Origin of the sequence: Actinophytocola gossypii (assembly GCF_025165815.1) — a bacterium.
Taxonomy (GTDB): domain Bacteria; phylum Actinomycetota; class Actinomycetes; order Mycobacteriales; family Pseudonocardiaceae; genus Actinophytocola; species Actinophytocola gossypii.
In genome coordinates this window covers 105488-122994 of the sequence record NZ_JAFFZE010000023.1, presented here as the reverse complement: position 1 = coordinate 122994, position 17507 = coordinate 105488, and the positions used below count along the sequence as shown (strand labels likewise).

General features: G+C 71.8%; 21 protein-coding genes. 13 read left to right on the top strand and 8 right to left on the bottom strand.

What is annotated here, in order from left to right; all coding sequences use genetic code 11:
• Positions 1 to 15: 15 nt before the first annotated feature.
• Positions 16 to 591: a TetR/AcrR family transcriptional regulator gene (locus JT362_RS28755; protein ID WP_260194970.1), complete on the bottom strand. Its 576-nt coding sequence runs from the start codon at positions 589 to 591 to the stop codon at positions 16 to 18.
• Between the two features lie 120 nt (positions 592 to 711).
• Here JT362_RS28755 and JT362_RS28750 point away from each other — a divergent pair, with 120 nt between their 5' ends.
• From JT362_RS28750 to egtD, 4 genes are read left to right on the top strand one after another with little or no spacing between them, the layout of a single operon-like run.
• Positions 712 to 1932 carry a glutamate-cysteine ligase family protein gene (locus JT362_RS28750; protein WP_260194969.1) on the top strand — a complete coding sequence of 407 codons (1221 nt, stop codon included), beginning with the start codon at positions 712 to 714 and terminating at the stop codon, positions 1930 to 1932.
• On the top strand, positions 1929 to 3281 hold the full coding sequence (egtB, locus tag JT362_RS28745) for an ergothioneine biosynthesis protein EgtB (RefSeq protein WP_260194968.1): 1353 nt from the start codon (positions 1929 to 1931) through the stop codon (positions 3279 to 3281). Before JT362_RS28750 ends, egtB begins: the two co-directional genes overlap by 4 nt.
• 42 nt (positions 3282 to 3323) lie before the next feature.
• Positions 3324 to 4073, top strand: a complete 750-nt coding sequence (gene egtC, locus JT362_RS28740) for an ergothioneine biosynthesis protein EgtC (protein ID WP_260194967.1) — start codon at positions 3324 to 3326, stop codon at positions 4071 to 4073.
• The gene (gene egtD / locus JT362_RS28735) at positions 4070 to 5035 is read left to right on the top strand and encodes an L-histidine N(alpha)-methyltransferase (protein WP_260194966.1); all 966 of its coding nucleotides are present in this window, start codon (positions 4070 to 4072) and stop codon (positions 5033 to 5035) included. The genes egtC and egtD overlap by 4 nt, the downstream gene beginning before the upstream one ends.
• On the opposite strand, the gene JT362_RS28730 is transcribed toward egtD, so the two are convergent.
• From JT362_RS28730 to JT362_RS28715, 4 genes are read right to left on the bottom strand one after another with little or no spacing between them, the layout of a single operon-like run.
• Entirely contained in the window at positions 5010 to 5258 is a 249-nt protein-coding gene (locus JT362_RS28730) for a hypothetical protein (RefSeq protein ID WP_260194965.1), read from the bottom strand. The two genes, egtD and JT362_RS28730, sit on opposite strands and share 26 nt — an antisense overlap.
• Positions 5259 to 5277: 19 nt before the next feature.
• Complete coding sequence (locus JT362_RS28725; protein ID WP_260194964.1) at positions 5278 to 5913, bottom strand: DUF4232 domain-containing protein; 636 nt, start codon at positions 5911 to 5913, stop codon at positions 5278 to 5280.
• Between the two features lie 17 nt (positions 5914 to 5930).
• Positions 5931 to 6122: a DUF397 domain-containing protein gene (locus JT362_RS28720; protein WP_260194963.1), complete on the bottom strand. Its 192-nt coding sequence runs from the start codon at positions 6120 to 6122 to the stop codon at positions 5931 to 5933.
• 14 nt (positions 6123 to 6136) lie between these two features.
• Positions 6137 to 6973: a helix-turn-helix domain-containing protein gene (locus JT362_RS28715; RefSeq protein WP_260194962.1), complete on the bottom strand. Its 837-nt coding sequence runs from the start codon at positions 6971 to 6973 to the stop codon at positions 6137 to 6139.
• Between the two features lie 110 nt (positions 6974 to 7083).
• Here JT362_RS28715 and JT362_RS28710 point away from each other — a divergent pair, with 110 nt between their 5' ends.
• On the top strand, positions 7084 to 7470 hold the full coding sequence (locus tag JT362_RS28710) for a hypothetical protein (RefSeq protein ID WP_260194961.1): 387 nt from the start codon (positions 7084 to 7086) through the stop codon (positions 7468 to 7470).
• A complete protein-coding gene (locus JT362_RS28705; RefSeq protein ID WP_260194960.1) occupies positions 7467 to 7721 on the top strand; it encodes a hypothetical protein in 255 nt (84 codons plus the stop codon). The genes JT362_RS28710 and JT362_RS28705 overlap by 4 nt, the downstream gene beginning before the upstream one ends.
• A 50-nt stretch (positions 7722 to 7771) precedes the next feature.
• Here JT362_RS28705 and JT362_RS28700 read toward each other — a convergent pair whose 3' ends face one another.
• Positions 7772 to 10585 (bottom strand): aconitate hydratase, encoded by a 2814-nt coding sequence (locus JT362_RS28700; protein WP_311202761.1) that lies wholly within the window; start codon positions 10583 to 10585, stop codon positions 7772 to 7774.
• A 98-nt stretch (positions 10586 to 10683) separates the two neighbouring features.
• On the opposite strand from JT362_RS28700, the gene JT362_RS28695 reads away from it, so the two are divergent.
• The 4 genes from JT362_RS28695 (at position 10684) to JT362_RS28680 (ending at position 13533) form a co-directional block, all read left to right on the top strand.
• A complete protein-coding gene (locus tag JT362_RS28695) occupies positions 10684 to 11049 on the top strand; it encodes a VOC family protein (RefSeq protein ID WP_260194958.1) in 366 nt (121 codons plus the stop codon).
• 109 nt (positions 11050 to 11158) lie between these two features.
• A complete protein-coding gene (locus JT362_RS28690; RefSeq protein WP_260194957.1) occupies positions 11159 to 11824 on the top strand; it encodes an SAV_915 family protein in 666 nt (221 codons plus the stop codon).
• Positions 11794 to 12150 carry a hypothetical protein gene (locus JT362_RS28685; protein WP_260194956.1) on the top strand — a complete coding sequence of 119 codons (357 nt, stop codon included), beginning with the start codon at positions 11794 to 11796 and terminating at the stop codon, positions 12148 to 12150. The genes JT362_RS28690 and JT362_RS28685 overlap by 31 nt, the downstream gene beginning before the upstream one ends.
• 21 nt (positions 12151 to 12171) lie before the next feature.
• A complete protein-coding gene (locus tag JT362_RS28680) occupies positions 12172 to 13533 on the top strand; it encodes a hypothetical protein (RefSeq protein WP_260194955.1) in 1362 nt (453 codons plus the stop codon).
• Between the two features lie 35 nt (positions 13534 to 13568).
• On the opposite strand, the gene JT362_RS28675 is transcribed toward JT362_RS28680, so the two are convergent.
• Positions 13569 to 13928, bottom strand: coding sequence for a winged helix-turn-helix transcriptional regulator (locus JT362_RS28675; RefSeq protein WP_260195094.1), 360 nt, complete (start codon positions 13926 to 13928; stop codon positions 13569 to 13571).
• An 87-nt stretch (positions 13929 to 14015) separates the two neighbouring features.
• Between JT362_RS28675 and JT362_RS28670 the strand changes: the two genes are divergently transcribed.
• Positions 14016 to 14897: an NAD(P)-dependent oxidoreductase gene (locus JT362_RS28670; RefSeq protein WP_260194954.1), complete on the top strand. Its 882-nt coding sequence runs from the start codon at positions 14016 to 14018 to the stop codon at positions 14895 to 14897.
• The gene (locus JT362_RS28665) at positions 14894 to 15769 is read left to right on the top strand and encodes an NAD(P)-dependent oxidoreductase (RefSeq protein WP_260194953.1); all 876 of its coding nucleotides are present in this window, start codon (positions 14894 to 14896) and stop codon (positions 15767 to 15769) included. Before JT362_RS28670 ends, JT362_RS28665 begins: the two co-directional genes overlap by 4 nt.
• 134 nt (positions 15770 to 15903) lie before the next feature.
• Here the strand turns inward: JT362_RS28665 and JT362_RS28660 are convergent, their stop codons facing one another.
• The gene (locus tag JT362_RS28660; RefSeq protein WP_260194952.1) at positions 15904 to 16164 is read right to left on the bottom strand and encodes a hypothetical protein; all 261 of its coding nucleotides are present in this window, start codon (positions 16162 to 16164) and stop codon (positions 15904 to 15906) included.
• Between the two features lie 95 nt (positions 16165 to 16259).
• Between JT362_RS28660 and JT362_RS28655 the strand changes: the two genes are divergently transcribed.
• Positions 16260 to 17252: a LuxR C-terminal-related transcriptional regulator gene (locus JT362_RS28655; protein WP_260194951.1), complete on the top strand. Its 993-nt coding sequence runs from the start codon at positions 16260 to 16262 to the stop codon at positions 17250 to 17252.
• Positions 17253 to 17507 lie beyond the last annotated feature (255 nt).

Genomic DNA, 17507 nt, shown 5'->3' with positions numbered 1-17507 from the left:
GGGTCCAGGATGCGCCTACGACCGCGGTCCCGCGCGCCGCACCGACGACTCGACGAGGTCGAGCACGGGTTCCAGGTCGTCCGCGGGCAGACCCATGGCCAGGTGCGACACCAGGCCTTCGAGCACCAGCTCCAGGTACGCCGTGAGCACGCTCACGTCGATGTCGTCGCGCAGGTTGCCGGCCTCGCGCTGGCGCAGCAGGCGTTGCCGGGTGGCGACGGTGAGCCGCTCGGACCGCTCGGCCCAGCGGGCGCGGAACTCCGGGTCGGTGCGCAGCCTGCGGGACAGCTCCAGCCGGCTGCCCAGCCAGTCGGCGCCGTCGGGGGTGGCCAGCAGGTCGCGCATCACCTGCACCAGGCCCTCCCGGGCGACCACGTCGGCCATCCGGTGCGCGTCGTCCTCGGCGAGGGCGAGGAACAGCGACTCCTTGTCCCGGAAGTGGTGGAAGATCGCGCCCCGGGACAGGCCGGTAGCCTCCTCCAGCCGGCGGACCGTCGCGCCCTCGTACCCGTGCCGGGCGAAACACACGCGCGCGCCGTCGAGGATCTGGTGGCGACGCGCGTCGAGGTGGTCCTGGCTGACCCGTGGCATCAGATGATCGTCCCAGCCGCCGGTCGTCTATGCAATCCGTACGTACGGTCTGCATTCTCCGGCACGCGATTGTCGGTGGGCGCGGGTAGCGTCGATCGCGACCTGAGGGGAGGCGCGACCATGCCCGCTTTGTCCCAGTCCCCAAGCAATCCGCGGATCATCGAGTCGGCCAGGCGCCGGCTGCGGGACCGCGTGGAGGCCGAGGCCTACGTCGCCTCGGTCTGCTTCAAGCACGGCCCGCCACGGCTCACCGGGGTCGAACTGGAGTGGATCGTGCACCACGCCGACGACCCCCGCCGGCCGCTCGACGCGCGGCGGCTGGCCGACGCCCTGGGGCCGCACACCCCGCGCACGCTGAACCCCGAAAGCCCAGAAGTCCCCCTTCCGGCCGGCTCGCCGCTCTCCCTCGAACCCGGCGGCCAGGTCGAGATCTCCACCCTTCCCCAGCCCACGCTCCGCCGGCTCGTCGACGCCGTCCAGGCCGACCTGGCGTACCTCACCGGGCTGCTCTCCGATGCCGGACTCGTCCTCGGCGACCACGCCACCGACCGGCACCGTCCGCCGCGTCGCCTGCTGAACACCCCGCGCTACGTCGCCATGGAGCGGGTGTTCGAGCCGATCGGCCCGCACGGACGCACGATGATGTGTGCCACCGCCGGCCTGCAGGTCTGCCTGGACACCGGCGAACCCGACACGGCCGCCGCCCGCTGGACCGCGGTGTCCGCGCTCGGGCCGGTGCTGGTGGCCGCGTTCGCCAACTCACCCGGCGACGGCTGGGCCTCGGCGCGGATGCGGGCCGTCCTCGGCACCGACCCGCCACGCAGCTCGCCGTCCCGGATCGTCGCCGACCCGGCCGCCGACTGGGCGCGGCGCGTGCTCGACACACCCGTCCTGTGCGTCCGCGACGACGGCGACGACTGGGCCACCCCCGGCGTGACCTTCGCCGACTGGCTCGCCGGCGCGCTGCCGAGCGGCCCGACCGCCGACGACCTCGACTACCACCTGTCCACGATGTTCCCGCCGGTCCGTCCGCACGGGTACCTGGAGGTGCGCTACCTCGACGCCCAGCCCGGCGACGCCTGGCTCACGCCGGTCGCGCTGCTCCTCGCGCTGCTGTCCACCCCGCGCACGGTCGACGCCGTGCTCGACGCCTGCCTGCCGGTCGGCGACCGGTGGCTGCCCGCGGCCCGCGACGGCCTGGCCGACCGCGCGCTCGCCACCGCCGCCGCGGCCGTCCTCGACCTGGGCGCCCGCGCCCTGCCCGGCCTGGGCCTCGGTCACGACCTGACCGGGGCAGTCCTCGCCGACCTCGACCGCCTCCACGAGAGGAGCGTCCGATGACCACCACCGAGCAACTCCGCACCCGGGTGGCCGACGAGCTGGACCGGGCGCGGGCCCGCAGCGTCGCGCTCACCGACGCCGTGGACGACGGCGACCTTGTGCGCCAGCACTCGAAGCTGATGTCGCCGCTGGTCTGGGACCTCGCGCACATCGGCAACCAGGAGGAACTCTGGCTGGTCCGCGACGTCGGCGGCCGCGAGCCGGTCCGCCACGACATCGACGACCTGTACGACGCGTTCCAGCACCCTCGGGCCGACCGCCCGGCGCTGCCGCTGCTGTCGCCGACGGAGGCCCGCGGCTACGTCCGCGAGGTCCGGGACAAGGTCCTCGACGTGCTCGACCGCAGCCCGCTGGAGGGCCGCCGGCTGGAGGCGGGGGGCTTCGCGTTCGGCATGATCGTCCAGCACGAGCAGCAGCACGACGAGACCATGCTCGCCACCCACCAGCTGCGCAGGGGCGCCCCGGTGCTGCACGCGCCGCCCCCGCCGCCCGGCCGCGCCCTGCCGACCGCCGAGGTGCTGATCCCGGCCGGCCCGTTCACCATGGGCACCTCGATCGACCCGTGGGCGCTGGACAACGAACGCCCGGCCCACGACGTGCACGTCGACGCGTTCGTCATCGACGCCGCGCCGGTCACCAACGCCGCGTACCAGGCGTTCGTCGACGGCGGCGGCTACGACGACCCGCGCTGGTGGTCGCCGGAGGGTTGGGCGTACCGGGTCAAGGCCGACCTCACCGCGCCCCGGTTCTGGCTGCGCGACGGCGACCGCTGGCTGCGGCGGCGGTTCGGCGTGGTGGAGCCGATCCCGCCGGACGAACCGGTGGTGCACGTGTGCTTCCACGAGGCGGCGGCGTACGCGGCGTGGGCCGGCAAACGGTTGCCGACCGAGCCGGAGTGGGAGAAGGCCGCCCGCTTCGACCCGGCGACCGGCCGGTCCCGCCGGTTCCCGTGGGGCGACGAGGATCCCGGGCCGGAGCACGCGAACCTCGGCCAGCGGCACCTGTCGCCCGCGCCGGTCGGCGCCTACCCGGCGGGAGCGTCGCCGGCCGGCGTGCACCAGCTCGTCGGCGACGTCTGGGAGTGGCTGGACACGGGCTTCCACGGCTACCCGGGCTTCGAGGCGTTCCCGTACCGGGAGTACTCGGAGGTCTTCTTCGGCGGCGACTACCGGATGCTGCGCGGCGGCTCGTTCGGCACCGACCCGGTGGCGGCGCGGGCCACGTTCCGCAACTGGGACCACCCGATCCGCCGCCAGATCTTCGCCGGCTTCCGCTGCGCGCGGGACGTGTCGATCGCGGAGCGGAGCCAAGGAGCGGTCACCGTCGCGACGAGGGAAGACGGTGACTGAGCGGATGAGCGAAGCGACCAATGTGGCGGAGCGGACGTAGGCGTGTGCCGACACCTCGCCTACCTCGGGGAGCCGGTTCCACTGGCCGACCTGCTGCTCAACCCCGGGCACTCGCTGCTGTGCCAGTCCTGGGCGCCCCGCGACATGCGCGGCGGCGGCACGGTGAACGCCGACGGCTTCGGCATCGGCTGGTACACCGGCTCCTCCGCCGAGCCGGCCCTGCTCCGCCGCGCGGTTCCGATGTGGACCGACACCGCACTGCCCCGCCTGGCGACCGAGGTGTCGTCGGGCGGGGTGCTCGCGGCGGTCCGCTCGGCCACCGTCGGCATGCCCGTGGTGGAGACCGCCGCCGCGCCGTTCGCCAGGGGCCCGTGGCTGTTCAGCCACAACGGCGTGGTGCGCGGCTGGCCGTCGTCGGTGGTCCCGCTCGCGTCGACGCTGCCGGTGGAGTCGCTGCTGACCATGGACGCGCCGACCGACTCCGCGCTGCTCTGGGCGCTGCTGCGGCACCGCCTCGACGCCGGGGACAAGCCGGCCGACGCGGTGTCGTCGCTCGTCCTCGCCGTCGAGGCGGCCGCGCCCGGCTCCCGGCTGAACCTGCTGCTGACCGACGGCCACACGGTCGTCGGCACCGCCTGGACCCACGCGCTCTGGGTACGCCGCTCGCCGGAAGGCGTCGCCGTCGCCTCCGAGCCCTACGACGACCACCCGTCCTGGCGCGAGGTCCCCGACCGTCACCTCGTCGTCACTACCTCGTCCACAGTGGACATCACGCCGATCGGAGAACCGTGACCTTCGACCTGACCGTGCACCTGACTCCCGACGACATCGTCCGCGGCCTGCGCTCCGATGTCCGAACAGGACTGACCGGGGCGCCGAAGACCTTGCCGCCCAAGTGGTTCTACGACGCCCGGGGCAGCGAACTGTTCGAGCGGATCACCCGCCTGCCCGAGTACTACCCGACCAGGGCCGAGCGCGAGATCCTGGCCGAGCGCGCCGAGGAGATCGCCGCGCTGACCGGCGCCCGCACCGTGGTCGAACTGGGCTCCGGATCGTCCGAGAAGACCAGGCTCCTGCTCGACGCGGTTCGGCCGACCCTGCGCGAGATCGTCACCCTCGACGTGTCCGAGACCGCGCTCGCCGACGCCGCCGCCACCCTCGCCGCCGCCTACGACCCGGTGGTCGTGCACGGCGTCGTCGGCGACTTCACCCAACACCTGGCCCTGCTACCCGGCTCCGCGCCACGCCTGGTCGCGTTCCTCGGCGGCACGCTCGGCAACCTGGTGCCCGACGAACGCGCGAAGTTCCTGGCGTCGATCCGCGACACCCTCGACGACGGCGAGTGGTTGCTGCTGGGTACGGATCTGGTGAAGGACCCGCACGTCCTGGTCCGCGCCTACGACGACGCGGCGGGTGTGACCGCGGAGTTCAACCGCAACGTCCTGCACGTGCTGAACCGCGAACTGGCCGCGAACTTCGACCCGACCGCGTTCGAGCACGTGGCCCTGTGGGACTACGAACAGGAGTGGGTCGAGATGCGCCTCCGCGCGACCAGGGCGATGGAGGTGCGGGTCCCGGTCGTCGGCCTGACGGTGTCGTTCGCCGAAGGGGAGGAGCTGCGCACCGAGGTCTCCGCCAAGTTCCGCCGCGACCGGGTAGCCGCCGAACTCGCCGACGCCGGCTTCGCCCTCCGCGAGTGGTGGACCGACGCGGAGTCCCGCTTCGGCGTCACCCTCGCCCAGGCAACAGGCTAGCCAGGTCGACCTGGTAGTGCGTCGTGCCGGCGAGTACGTGCAGGGTGTCCCCGCGTCCGGCGATCGTGCGGAGCCTTCCCCGGCCGAGCAGTCCGCTCAGCTGGTCCTGTCGGCGCACGACGAACCGGCCGTCGTCGGTGAGGTAGCCGGCGGAGACCAGGACGTCACCGTCGGCCACCGGCTCGAACGTGGCGTGCCGGCGGAGTGCGAACTCCCGAGCCAACCCCTGCCTCCTCGGCTGTCTAGGTGCGGTCCCGGGGGTCGTTCGACGGCGGTGCGGTCGGGTTCGGGGCCTCGCCCGGGCGGTCGGTCCGCTCCTGGTCGAGACGCTGCCACGGGCCGAGGCCGATCGTGTCGGTGTTGCCCAGGTCGATGGTGGTCGGGTGCAGGGGCACCTGGTGCCAGTCCGTTCCCTGGCTCAGGGCGACGTCGAGGGCGACCGCGGTGGTGGCCGGGACGGTCGCGTCCGTGACCAGGTTCCGCCACACCAGGCCGGCCCACGCGGACTCGCCCGGCGCGAGGGTCACCGGCGTCGGCGGGACGTCCAGCGCCGGCACGGTCGCGACGGCCGAGGACCCGTGCGTCACCCGCACGGCCAGCGGGTCCTCCTGCTCACCGTCGAACAGGCGCAGGCTCGGGTAGCCGTCGACGGTGACCGGCTCGGCGCCGCAGTTGACGATCTCGACGTTCAGCACCCGCACGCCCATGGCGGCGTCGGCCCCGCCCAACGAGAACGCCACGCCGTCGGCGGTGCACTCGGCGGCAGCGGGCGGCTCCGAACTGGGCGCGGCGGCGCGTGGCGGAAGCGCCCGCGGGGCCTGCCCGGTACAACCGGCGAGAACCGCCGCGACCAGGACTCCCCACAACACCCGCCGCACGCCTGGATCCTAGAGGGTCACCGCAGGCGGTCGGCCTGCACAGCTCGGAGCAGCGCCGCGAGGTCGGCGGTGAGCACGGGGCCGGTGGCGTTCTTGCTGTCGCGCACGGCCGCCCAGGTGGGGCCCTGAGCCAGCTCCACACAGTTCTCACCGCCACCACTGCGGGTCGACCTGCGCCAGCGTGCATCGGTGGGGACAGGGTCGTGCATGTTTCCGCGCCCTCCTACAACTCGGCGATCCGACGGTCGAGCAGTGCCATTGTCTCGCGCGGGCTCAGTGCCGCAGCCATCAAATGGTCGAAAGTCAACGTGTAGACGCCAACGTGCTCGCGGCCGAGGTAGTCCGAGCCGCTCAGGCCCTCCAGGTAGACCACGCCATGCCGACCTTCGATCAACGTGGTGATCGAGAACGACACACCGTGCGAGGCATGCGCGCCACCGGCGAACGGGACGACCTGGATGGTGATGTTCGGCAGCTCGGCGATCTTCCGCACGTGCTCGAGCTGAGCGCGCAGCGTCGCCCGTCCACCGACCTCCCGGTGCAACGCTTCCTCGCCCACCGCGACCCACAGCCGGGGGCGGTCGGCGGCCATGATCCGCTCGACCCGCTTGGCTCGGTCCTCGGCCATCCGGTCGACTTCGGTCGCCGCGACCTTCACGGCTTGGGCCAGGGTCGCCCGCGCGTAGTCGACCGTCTGCACGGTGCCCGGAAACGTGTCGCCGTTCCACACCCGCACCTCCTTCGCGGCGTGGAAGAGGTGTACGTACTTCGCGGCCCAGCCAGGAACCCTGTTCGGCGGCAGCTTGCGCCGCGCCTCGGTGGCGAGGCTCCGCAGCGCGTCGACCCGCGTGTCGTCGATGTCGAGCAGGGCGACGACTTTGGCCAGGTCCTTGTCGCTGATCGGCATGTCGCCCTGCTCGATCTTCGACAGCTTCCCGGAGTACCACCCCAGCGCCTCGGTGGCCGCACCCGAGGTGACGTTCCTGGTCTCCCGCGCCGCCCGCAGCTCGGCGCCGATCAGGATCCGCTGGACAACCGGGCCGGGATCGGGGTTCGTCATGCCGCACGTCCTCACTCGATCAGTTGGTCTTCGTCGCTGCGCTGTCGCGCGCCGTGAAATGCACGTTAACGTAAACCGCAGAAACCCGCACTTTACCGAAGGAGACGAGGTTGGCCGGGGTCCTGCCCCTCGACGAGCTGCTCACCGAGCTCCGGTTGCGCCGCTGGACGCTCTACCGCTGGGGCCGTGCCGACGACCCGGACCTGGTGGCGGCGACGTTCGACTGGGGCTCGTACGCGGACGTCCTGGTGCTCCGCCGCGACGAGACCGCGAGCGGTCACCGCGTCCCCATGTTCGAGGGCACCGACCCACTGCGCCCGGTGGCGGTGACCTTCCAGTACCACGCCGACGCCCTCTGGACCCTCCGGGCGATGCTCGCCCTGCCCCCACCCGACACCCCCGGCGCACCGGTCGACGTCCAGACGCCCCACCGGCTCTGCGGCATCCCGGACGGCCTGCCGCGCCCGCTCGTGATCAGACCACTGTGGACGAGATGACACCCGACAAGATGGAGGAACCCGTGTACGGCCAGCTGTTCACCCTGGTCAGCGCCGACGACCCGACCCTGGTCTTCGCCTGGGGCATGCAGGTCAGCGAGCCGGACAGGCGCACCGCCGTCGTCTGGCGCCGCGAGCCAGACGGCCAGGACATCCTCGGCCTGCACGCCTCGGCGGACGCCGCCCGCGAGCGGTTCAGCCTGGTGACCCCGCTCGACCTGGTCTGGGAACCCGACCGAAGCACCCTGTAGACGCGAAAACGGCCGCCGGGACGCACCCCGGCGGCCGTTTCGTCGATCCGTCAGCTCTGGATCATCTTGCGCAGCACGTACTGCATGATGCCGCCGTTGCGGTAGTAGTCCGCCTCGCCCGGGGTGTCGATCCGGACCACCGCGTCGAAGTCCACAGTGGAGCCGTCGGCGCGGGTCGCCTTGACCGCGACCGTGCGCGGGGTGTCGCCGTCGTTCATCGCCTCGATGCCGGAGACGTCGTAGGTCTCCGTGCCGTCCAGGCCGAGCGACGACGCCGTCTCGCCCTCCGGGAACTGCAGCGGCAGCACGCCCATGCCGATCAGGTTCGAGCGGTGGATGCGCTCGAACGACTCCGCGACGACCACCCGCACGCCGAGCAGCGAGGTGCCCTTCGCCGCCCAGTCACGCGACGAGCCGGACCCGTACTCCTTACCGGCCAGCACCACCAGCGGCACCCCGGCCTCGGCGTAGGCGACCGACGCGTCGTAGATCGTGGTCTGCTCGCCGCCGGCCAGGAAGTTCCTGGTGAAGCCGCCCTGCACGTCGTCCAGCAGCAGGTTCCGCAGCCGGATGTTGGCGAACGTGCCGCGGATCATCACCTCGTGGTTGCCGCGCCGCGAGCCGTAGGAGTTGAAGTCCCGGCGCTCCACGCCGTGCTCGGTCAGGTACTTCCCGGCAGGCGAGTCCTGCTTGATCGCGCCCGCGGGGGAGATGTGGTCGGTGGTCACCGAGTCGCCGAGCAGGGCCAGCACCCGCGCGCCGGCGATGTCCGACACCGGCTCCGGCGTCGCGCCCATGCCCTCGAAGTACGGGGGCTTGCGCACGTAGGTCGACTCGGTGTCCCACTCGAACGTGTTGCCGGTCGGGGTCGGCAGCGCGCGCCAGCGGTCGTCGCCGGCGAACACGTCCGAGTAGCCGCCGGTGAACATCTCCGACGAGATCGCCGAGGCCACCACGTCCTGGATCTCCTGCGGCGACGGCCAGATGTCCCGCAGGTACACCGGCTCGCCGTCCGAGCCCGTGCCGAGCGGCTCGGTGGTGATGTCCTTGTCCATCGACCCGGCCAGCGCGTAGGCGACCACCAGCGGCGGCGACGCGAGGTAGTTCATCTTGATGTCCGGGTTGATCCGGCCCTCGAAGTTGCGGTTGCCGGACAGCACCGACACCACCGCCAGGTCGGCGTCGTTCACCGCGGCCGAGATCTCGTCCTGCAGCGGCCCGGAGTTGCCGATGCACGTGGTGCAGCCGTAGCCGACCAGGTGGAAGCCCAGCTTCTCCAGGTACGGCAGCAGGCCCGCGCGCTCGTAGTAGTCCATGACCACCTTGGACCCCGGCGCCAGCGTGGTCTTCACCCACGGCTTGCGACCCAGGCCCTTCTCCACGGCCTTCTTCGCCAGCAGCGCGGCGCCGAGCATCACCGACGGGTTCGACGTGTTCGTGCAGGACGTGATCGCCGCGATCGCGACGGCGCCGTGGTCCAGTTCGAACTCCGCGCCGTCGACGCTCACCCGCGTCGGGTTGCTCGGCCGGCCCTCGGCGCCCTCGGCCGCGGTGTACGGGCGGGGCGCGCCGTCACCGTTGCCGCCGTTGGCGTACGTGGGGGAGTCCGAGGCCGGGAACGACTCGTTCGAGGCCTCGTCCACCGGGGAGTCCGAGCTCGGGGCGGGCTCGTCGGACACGTACGCGCCGAGCGCGCCGCGGAACGCCGGCTTGGCGTCGGTCAGCGCGATCCGGTCCTGCGGGCGCTTCGGCCCGGCGATCGACGGAACGACCGTGGACAGGTCCAGCGACAACGTCTCGGAGTACGCGGGCTCGACGTTCGGGTCGTGCCACAGGCCCTGCTCCTTGGCGTACGCCTCGACCAGCGCCACCTGCTCGGCGGAGCGGCCGGTGAACTTCAGGTAGTCGACGGTCTCGCCGTCGATCGGGAAGATCGCGCAGGTCGAGCCGAACTCGGGGCTCATGTTGCCGATGGTCGCGCGGTTGGCCAGCGGCACCGAGGACACGCCGGAGCCGTAGAACTCGACGAACTTGCCGACCACGCCGTGCTGGCGCAGCATCTCGGTGATCGTCAGCACCAGGTCGGTGGCGGTCGCGCCGGGCGGCAGCTCGCCGTCCAGCTTGAACCCGACGACCCTCGGGATCAGCATCGACACCGGCTGGCCGAGCATCGCCGCCTCGGCCTCGATGCCGCCGACGCCCCAGCCGAGCACGCCGAGCCCGTTGACCATCGTGGTGTGCGAGTCGGTGCCGACCAGCGTGTCCGGGTACGCCTGGCCGCCTCGGGTCATCACCACGCGGGCCAGGTGCTCGATGTTCACCTGGTGCACGATCCCGGTGCCGGGCGGCACGACCTTGAACTCGTCGAACGCCGACTGGCCCCAGCGCAGGAACTGGTAGCGCTCCTTGTTCCGCTCGTACTCCAGGTCGACGTTGCGCTCGAAGGCGTCCGGCCGGCCGAAGATGTCCGCGATCACCGAGTGGTCGATCACCAGCTCGGCGGGGGCGAGCGGGTTGACCTTCTCCGGGTCGCCGCCCAGCTCGGTCACGGCCTCACGCATGGTGGCCAGGTCCACCACGCACGGCACGCCGGTGAAGTCCTGCATCACCACCCGGCCGGGGGTGAACTGGATCTCGGTGGACGGGTCGGCGGTGGGGTCCCAGTTGGCGAGCGCGTTGACGTGGTCGGCGGTGATGTTCGTGCCGTCCTCGGTGCGCAGCAGGTTCTCGAGCAGGATCTTCAGGCTGTAGGGCAGCCGGTCCGCGCCGCTGACCGCGTCGAGCCGGAACACCTCGTGCGAGGCATCGCCGACGGTCAGCGACTGGCGGGCGCCGAAGGTGTCCTTGCTTGCTGGTGCGGTCACGTCCAACTCCATCTGGCCGGTGGTGGTCTACGGGAACGATCTCTCTGCCTCAAACAGTACGCTTGTCCTGTATTCGACGCCAAGGGAGGGTCGTACCCATGCTGCACCACGTCCAGATCGCCGCGCCCGTCGGCAGCGAAGACCGGCTCCGTGCCTTCTACAGCGGCGTGCTCGGCTGGTCCGAGCTGCCCAAACCGCCCCTGCTGGCCGCACGCGGCGGCTGCTGGTTCCGGGTGCCGGGCCGCGGCGGCCCGGACGCGGAGCTGCATGTCGGCATCGAGCAGGGTTTCCAGCCGGCCCGCAAGGCACACCCCGCTTTCGTGGTCGATGTGGACGCGGTCGCGGCCGCCGTCGAGCGCGCCGGCCACGAGGTCCGCTGGGCCGACCCGGCCGAGATCCCCGGCCGCCGCCGCTTCCACACGAACGACCCCGTCGGCAACCGCCTGGAGTTCCTGGCCGGCTGACCCGCCATTTCCCCTGGTCGGTGGCACCGGCCAGATATGGCCGCCGCTGTGCCTGTGCCTGGCCGCCCGCCGGTGGGTAGGAACTGGGCCTAGCGGGAGGGGGAAACGGATGACGAACCGGGCCGGGCCGCGGCCGTTCGAACGGCGCGCGCTGCGTCCACTGCGTGAACTGGGTATCGACGACGACACCCCACTGTTCGTGCTGACGCTGCCGGAGGGCAACGTCGAGGTTCGGGAGACCCACCGCGACGAGCTGGTGGTGTTCGCGTACACCCGACTGGACTGGCTGTTCGCCTGTTGTGGCGGGAGCCAGCCGTTCGTCCGCGCCACGGTGCGTGAGCTGCGCACCGTCGGCACGGTGCTCGACCAGTTCGTGTACGCGGCGGTGGACCTGTGGCATCCGGAGGGGGAGCGCTACCCGGAACCGGACTGGCGGGACTTCGAGCCGCTCCCGTTGATCGACACGACGGTGCCGGACTCGACCCTGTTGTGGGTGCCGATCCGCGCGGGCTCGGTCGGTACCACCAAGGCCGTGGTCGAGATGGCCACCGGCGAGCACGGCGAGCCATTGCTGCTCGTGTTCAGCTCCCTGGCCAGGCTGCGGGCCGAGCTGGGTGAGGGGCGGGCGGCCGCGTCGGTGCGCGCCGACCACCTCCAGCGCATGATCGACGACCTCGGCGCGCGGTCCGTGGTGTTCGACCCGACGGTGCCCCCACAGAAGCAGGACTTCGCGAGAGAGGCGACATGGGCTACAGCTACGACCCGGAGGCACTGAACAAGGTCGCCGCGGGCAACAGCGCCGCCGCCGACTCCATCGACACGGGGCTCGCCGTGCGGATCCCGTCGGCCGACGCGGGCATGTCGTCGGAGATCGTCGGGCTGACGGTCGCGAACCTGGTGCTGCTCGGCGTGACGCTGGCGCAGACGTTCGACGAGATCAGCGCCAGGGTGGACGCCACCGACGGCAGCTACGCCGAGGTGGAGAACACCAACGAGGGCCGGATGACCTACGTGGCGCGCTACCACACCAACCCTGGCTACCACGCGCCGGTCGGCCCGCTCGAACGAGCCCCGGTGCGGAACACGGAAGCCACTCCCTGACCCGGCGAGGAACCACACATCATGACTGCCGAACCTCTCGACACCACCGTCGCGGGAAGCCCGGGGACCTGCGTCCAGGCGGCCGACGCGCTCGACAAGTACGCGGGTTGGATCCAGCAGGCCGGTGACCTGAGCCGCGGTGCGCGGACCGTGGCCGAGTCGGGCTGGGACGGCCCGGCCCACGACGCCTTCGACCGGGTGATCCAGACCCCGCTGCGCACCGCCGACGACCTGGCGTTCACCTGCCAGGAGGCGATGCGGGCGTTGACGAACTTCGCCGACGCGCTGACCAGGGTGATGGAGGCGATGTTCGGCACGGTCGAGGCCGCCCGCGGCGGCGGTCTCGAGGTCCAGGGCCCGTTGATCCTGCCGCCGTCCCCGGCGCCGCCGAAGCCGACCATCGCCCGCCAGGCGTCGTCGGCCGGCGACGCGGCCGCCCTGCACCGGGACTACCAGGCCAAGATGGACGCCTGGCTGCCGCTCGCCAACGAGTACAACCGCAAGGCGCGGCTGTTCAACGACTGCGCCGACAAGGTGCGGGACGCGCGGATCAAGGAGGACGAGGCACACGGCGCGCTCCGGGATGCGCTCGGCCCGATCAGCGAGAAGAACATCGACGATGTCGGGTTCGTGATCAGCACCGAGCTCTCGTTGGGGACCGCGGCGGCGCTCAACACGGTGTCGGCCACGGGCGGCGTGCGGGCGGACGCCGTGGCCGCGCAGCGGGCGTTCCTCGCGGAGGCCGACCTGTTCCAGCGGTGGGCGACCGGTGACATCACCGTGCTCACGCCGAACGAGCGGACGGTGCTCAGCCGGGCGGCGGCGGTGGGCTCGCCCACGGCGAACGTCCACCTGTCGCAGGTCATGGCGAACTCGTACCAGCAGCGGATCGACCGGTACGACCAGTGGCTCGGGAACATGCCGGACGCGGTGCGCAACGGGGTGACCGCCTACCCGAAGTTCAGCGCGCTCCAGCACGCCGACGCGGGTCTTGCCGCGCGTGCCACGAACGCGGCGCTCAAGAACACGCCCTACGTCGGCACCGCGGTCACCATCGGCTTCGAGGCGTGGAACGCCTACCAGGACCAGCAGTCGTGGCCGAAGGCGGCGGCCAAGGCGGGCGCGGGCATCGCGGGCACCACGGTCGGCGGCATGCTGGGCGGCGCGATGGGATCGGTTTTCCCCGGCCCGGGCACGGTGATCGGCAGCGCCGTCGGCGCGACGGTCGGCAGCTTCGCCGGGAGCTACGTCGTGGACAGCGTCGCGCCCGGCGAGGACCCCTACGCGGAGGACAAGGTCGACCTCGCCGACACGAGCGTGCTCGACGAGAGCAAGGTCGTGCGCCCGGGCGCGGTGCCGACCCCGCCGCCGGCACCGCGCTGACGACCGGTGGCGGCGCCCAACCAGAAAGACATCCCTCAGGCGCTCGTGTCGACCAGCTCGCGGCCTTCGCGGCGGATCCGCTCACGGCCCCAGGCCCCGAGCGGTCCGAGGGCCTGGTTGAGCGTGCGGCCGTGCTCGGTCAGGGAGTACTCGACCCGCGGCGGCACCTCGGCGTAGACCTCCCGGTGCACGAGGCCGTCCTCCTCCATCTCGCGCAGGTGCTGGGTCAGCATCTTCTCGCTCACCCCCGGCAGACCACGCCGCAGCTCGGCGAAGCGGCGGACGTGATGGGCGTCCAGCTCCCAGAGGATCAGCCCCTTCCACTTGCCGCTGACCACGTCCAGCGCGGCGTCGATGCCGCAGATGTAGGGCCCGCACCTCGGCGCCTTGGCCATCGCCGACCTCCTCACTAACCAAAAGGTAAGTACCGCAGTAAATAGTGGGTACTTCCGACAGTAGCGGTACCTGTCGACGATGGGCACGTGAACGAAACGAACAACACCGCGGGTGTCACGCTCCTCGGCCTCGGCGCCATGGGCAGCGCCCTGGCCGCCGCGCTCGCCGACGCCGGCCACCCGACCACCGTCTGGAACCGCACCCCCGGCAGGGCCCCCGGCCTGGCCGTCACGCGAGCGGCCACCGTCCGCGACGCCGTCACCGCCCACCCGATCGTGGTCGCCTGCCTGCTGCGGCACGACTCCGTGCACGAGACCCTCGCCCCGGTCGTCGACGACCTCCGCGGCCGCACCCTGGTCAACCTCACCACCACGACCCCCAACGAGGCCCGCGAACTCGCCACCTGGGCCACCGGCCACGGCATCCGCTACCTCGACGGCGCGATCATGGCGACCCCGCCGATGATCGGCTCCCGCGAGGGCCAGGTCTTCTACAGCGGCTCGGCGGCGGCCTTCGACGCCTGCCGGCCGGTGTTCGACGTCTGGGCGACCAGCGAGTTCCACGGCGAGGACGCCGGCATGGCCTCGCTGCTCGACCTCGCGATGCTCTCGGCGATGTACGGCATGTTCGCCGGCCTCACGCACGGCGCCGCCATGGCCGGGTCCGCCGGCGTGCGCGCCACGGACTTCGCCGTGCGGGCGATCCCCTTCGTCGGCGCCATGACCGCGCACTTCGCCCGGTCGGCGGAGATCATCGACGGCGGCGACTACACCGTGCCCGGGCAGAGCCTCGACTTCTCCGACCTCGGCCACATCGTCCAGGCCAGCGAGGAGCAGGGCGTCGACCCGGCCACGATCGTGGCCGTCCAGGGGCTGATCGACCAGCAGGTCGCGGCCGGTCACGGCGCCGAGGTGTTCGAGCGGATCTACGAGAGCCTGCGCGCTCCCGACCGGGCGGTTGCGCGATGAGCCGCGTCACCGTCATCGGGCTCGGACCGATGGGCCAGGCGATGGTCCGTGTGCTGGTCGCCGCCGGGCACCCGGTCACCGTCTGGAACCGCACCGCCGCCCGGGCCGAGGGCGTCGTCGCCGACGGCGCCGTGCTCGCCGCCACCCCGGCCGACGCCGTCCTGGCGAGCGACCTCGTGCTTCTCAGCCTCACCGACTACCAGGCGATGTACGACATCCTCGGCGACGCCACCGACGCGCTCGCCGGCCGGACCCTGGCCAACCTCAGCTCGGACACCCCGGAGCGCACCCGCGAGGCGGCGACCTGGGCCGAGCGCCACGGCGCGGCCTTCCTCACCGGCGGGGTGATGACGCCGGCCCCGATGGTCGGGACGGCGGAGGCGTACGTCTACTACAGCGGACCGCACGAGGTGCTGGACCGCCACCTGGCGGCGTTGACGCTGATCGGCGAGCCGAGGTACCTGGGCGAGGATCCCGGCCTCGCCCAGCTGATGTACCAGGCCCAGCTCGCGTTGTTCCTCACCACCCTGTCCGGGCTGATGCACGCGATCGCGATGCTGGGCGGGGCCGGGATGAAGGCCGAGGAGGTACTGCCGGAACTGCTCTCCGCCGCCGACTCCGTCGGCACGATGATCCGGTCCGGCGAGGAGGCCCCCGGCGCCGCGCTGGACGCCGGGGAGCACCCCGGCCACCTCAGCACGGTCACCATGATGGGCGCGACCGCCGACCACATCGTCGACACCAGCGCGTCCCTCGGGCTCGACCTCGCGCTACCGCTGGCCGTCCAGGCCCACTACCGGCGGGCGATCGAGGACGGCCACGGCGGCGACAACTGGACCCGCATCATCGACGGCATCCGCCAGCCGCGCTGATCCCGCACCGGGGCGTGTGACTGTTCCCCATACGTCTCGACTGTCGGTGAAGAACTTGCGGGATCAGTACGCATGTGTCGGGTGCGCACGCGGATGATGCTGGATGGCGTGGCTCCTGCATCTCTTCCACCCGACTACCCGCCCGCGGTCTCGTCGTCATCGGACAGCGACCAGCCGCGAAACCTGGTCTCGGCGATGACCGCGGTCACCGCGTGCCGCAGCCGTGGAGCGGGGCCGGCGACGCGCAAGACGTCGCTCTCGGCCGCCCACTCGACGGACACCTCCGGTCCGAGTTCGGCGGCCAGCCGGGCGGCCGCGATGACCGGGGCGGACGCGTCCACGGCGACCCGACGCACCACGACCTGGTGCTCCGCCGACGTCCACGCCTCCCGCACCCGTTCATCCTGGCGAACGACGCGCCGTTCGGCGGCGTTTGCCTGGGCACGTTGCTGCCAGGGCCGTGTCACCATCCTGCCGTGGGACGGTGAACATGGCGCTGCGTGACCTCGGGTTCACTCCGCTCGCCGAGCGCGTGTACCGCACGCTGCTCGACCTGCCCCAGGCGCGACCGGCGGAACTGGTCGACTTCATGGACTGCACCGACAGCGAGCTCTACGACGCCGTCGAGTCGCTGGTCGGGCTCGGCGCGGTCCGGCCCGCCCCGGACGCGCCGGCCAAGGTGGTGGTGAACCACCCCGCCGCGGCGCTCGCCAAGCTGGTCGAACAGCGCGAGGACGAGTTGCTGCGGCGGCACCGGCGGGTCGGCGACACCCGAGCCGAGATCGCCGACCTGGCCGCTCGCTACGCCGGCCGGGAACGCACCGAACCGGTGGCCGGCCTGGAACGGATCGAGGACCTCGGCCGTGTACGTGAACGTCTGGAGGAGTTGGCGTTCTTCACCAGGTCGAGCCTGTACTCGGTGCAGCCGGGCGAGTCGATCAGCCCGGCCGCGCTGGACGCCAGCCGGCCGCTGGACCTGCGCGGCCTGCGCCGGGGCATCGACATGCGCACGATCTACCAGACCGGGTTCCTGCGGAACCGGCTCGGCGTCGAGTACGCGCGGCAGATGCTCGACGCCGGGGCGAAGATCCACGCCATCGAGGACCCGCTGGAACGCATGATGATCATGGACGAGCGGGTCGCGATGGTCCCGATCGACCCGGACAACAGCAGCCGCGGCGCGCTGATCGTGACCCAGCCCGGACTGATCGCCGGGTTCATCCGCCTGTTCTGGCGCCTGTGGGACGACGCGACCACGGTCAGCTTCGACGACCCGCCGGCGGAGGACCAGGACGACGTCACCGACCAGGACCGCGCCGTGCTCGAACTGCTCGCCGCCGGAAACACCGACGAATCGGCGGCCAGGACGGTCGGAATATCTGTTCGGCACCTTCGCCGGAAGGTCGCCCGGCTGATGGAACGGCTGAATGCGACGAGCCGGTTCGAGGCGGGAGTGGAAGCCGCCAGACGCGGTTGGCTGTGACCTCCGGTCAGGATGTTGCCATCGGCATGTCAGCTTGCTGACCGCCTGGCGCCTGGCTCGATCATGCTTTCGTGAAGCACAGTTTCAGGTGTCACCGGAAATGGTGGGAGAAACGAAGAAAGGTCAACGAAAATGTCGACCACGATTCTGGCAGTAAATGCGGGTGTCGCAGCGGCCGACGGTTTCATCTGGGACTGACCCGATTCGCCGAACCCGCCGATCCACCGATCGAGTCAGAAAGAGGTGTGCCATGCG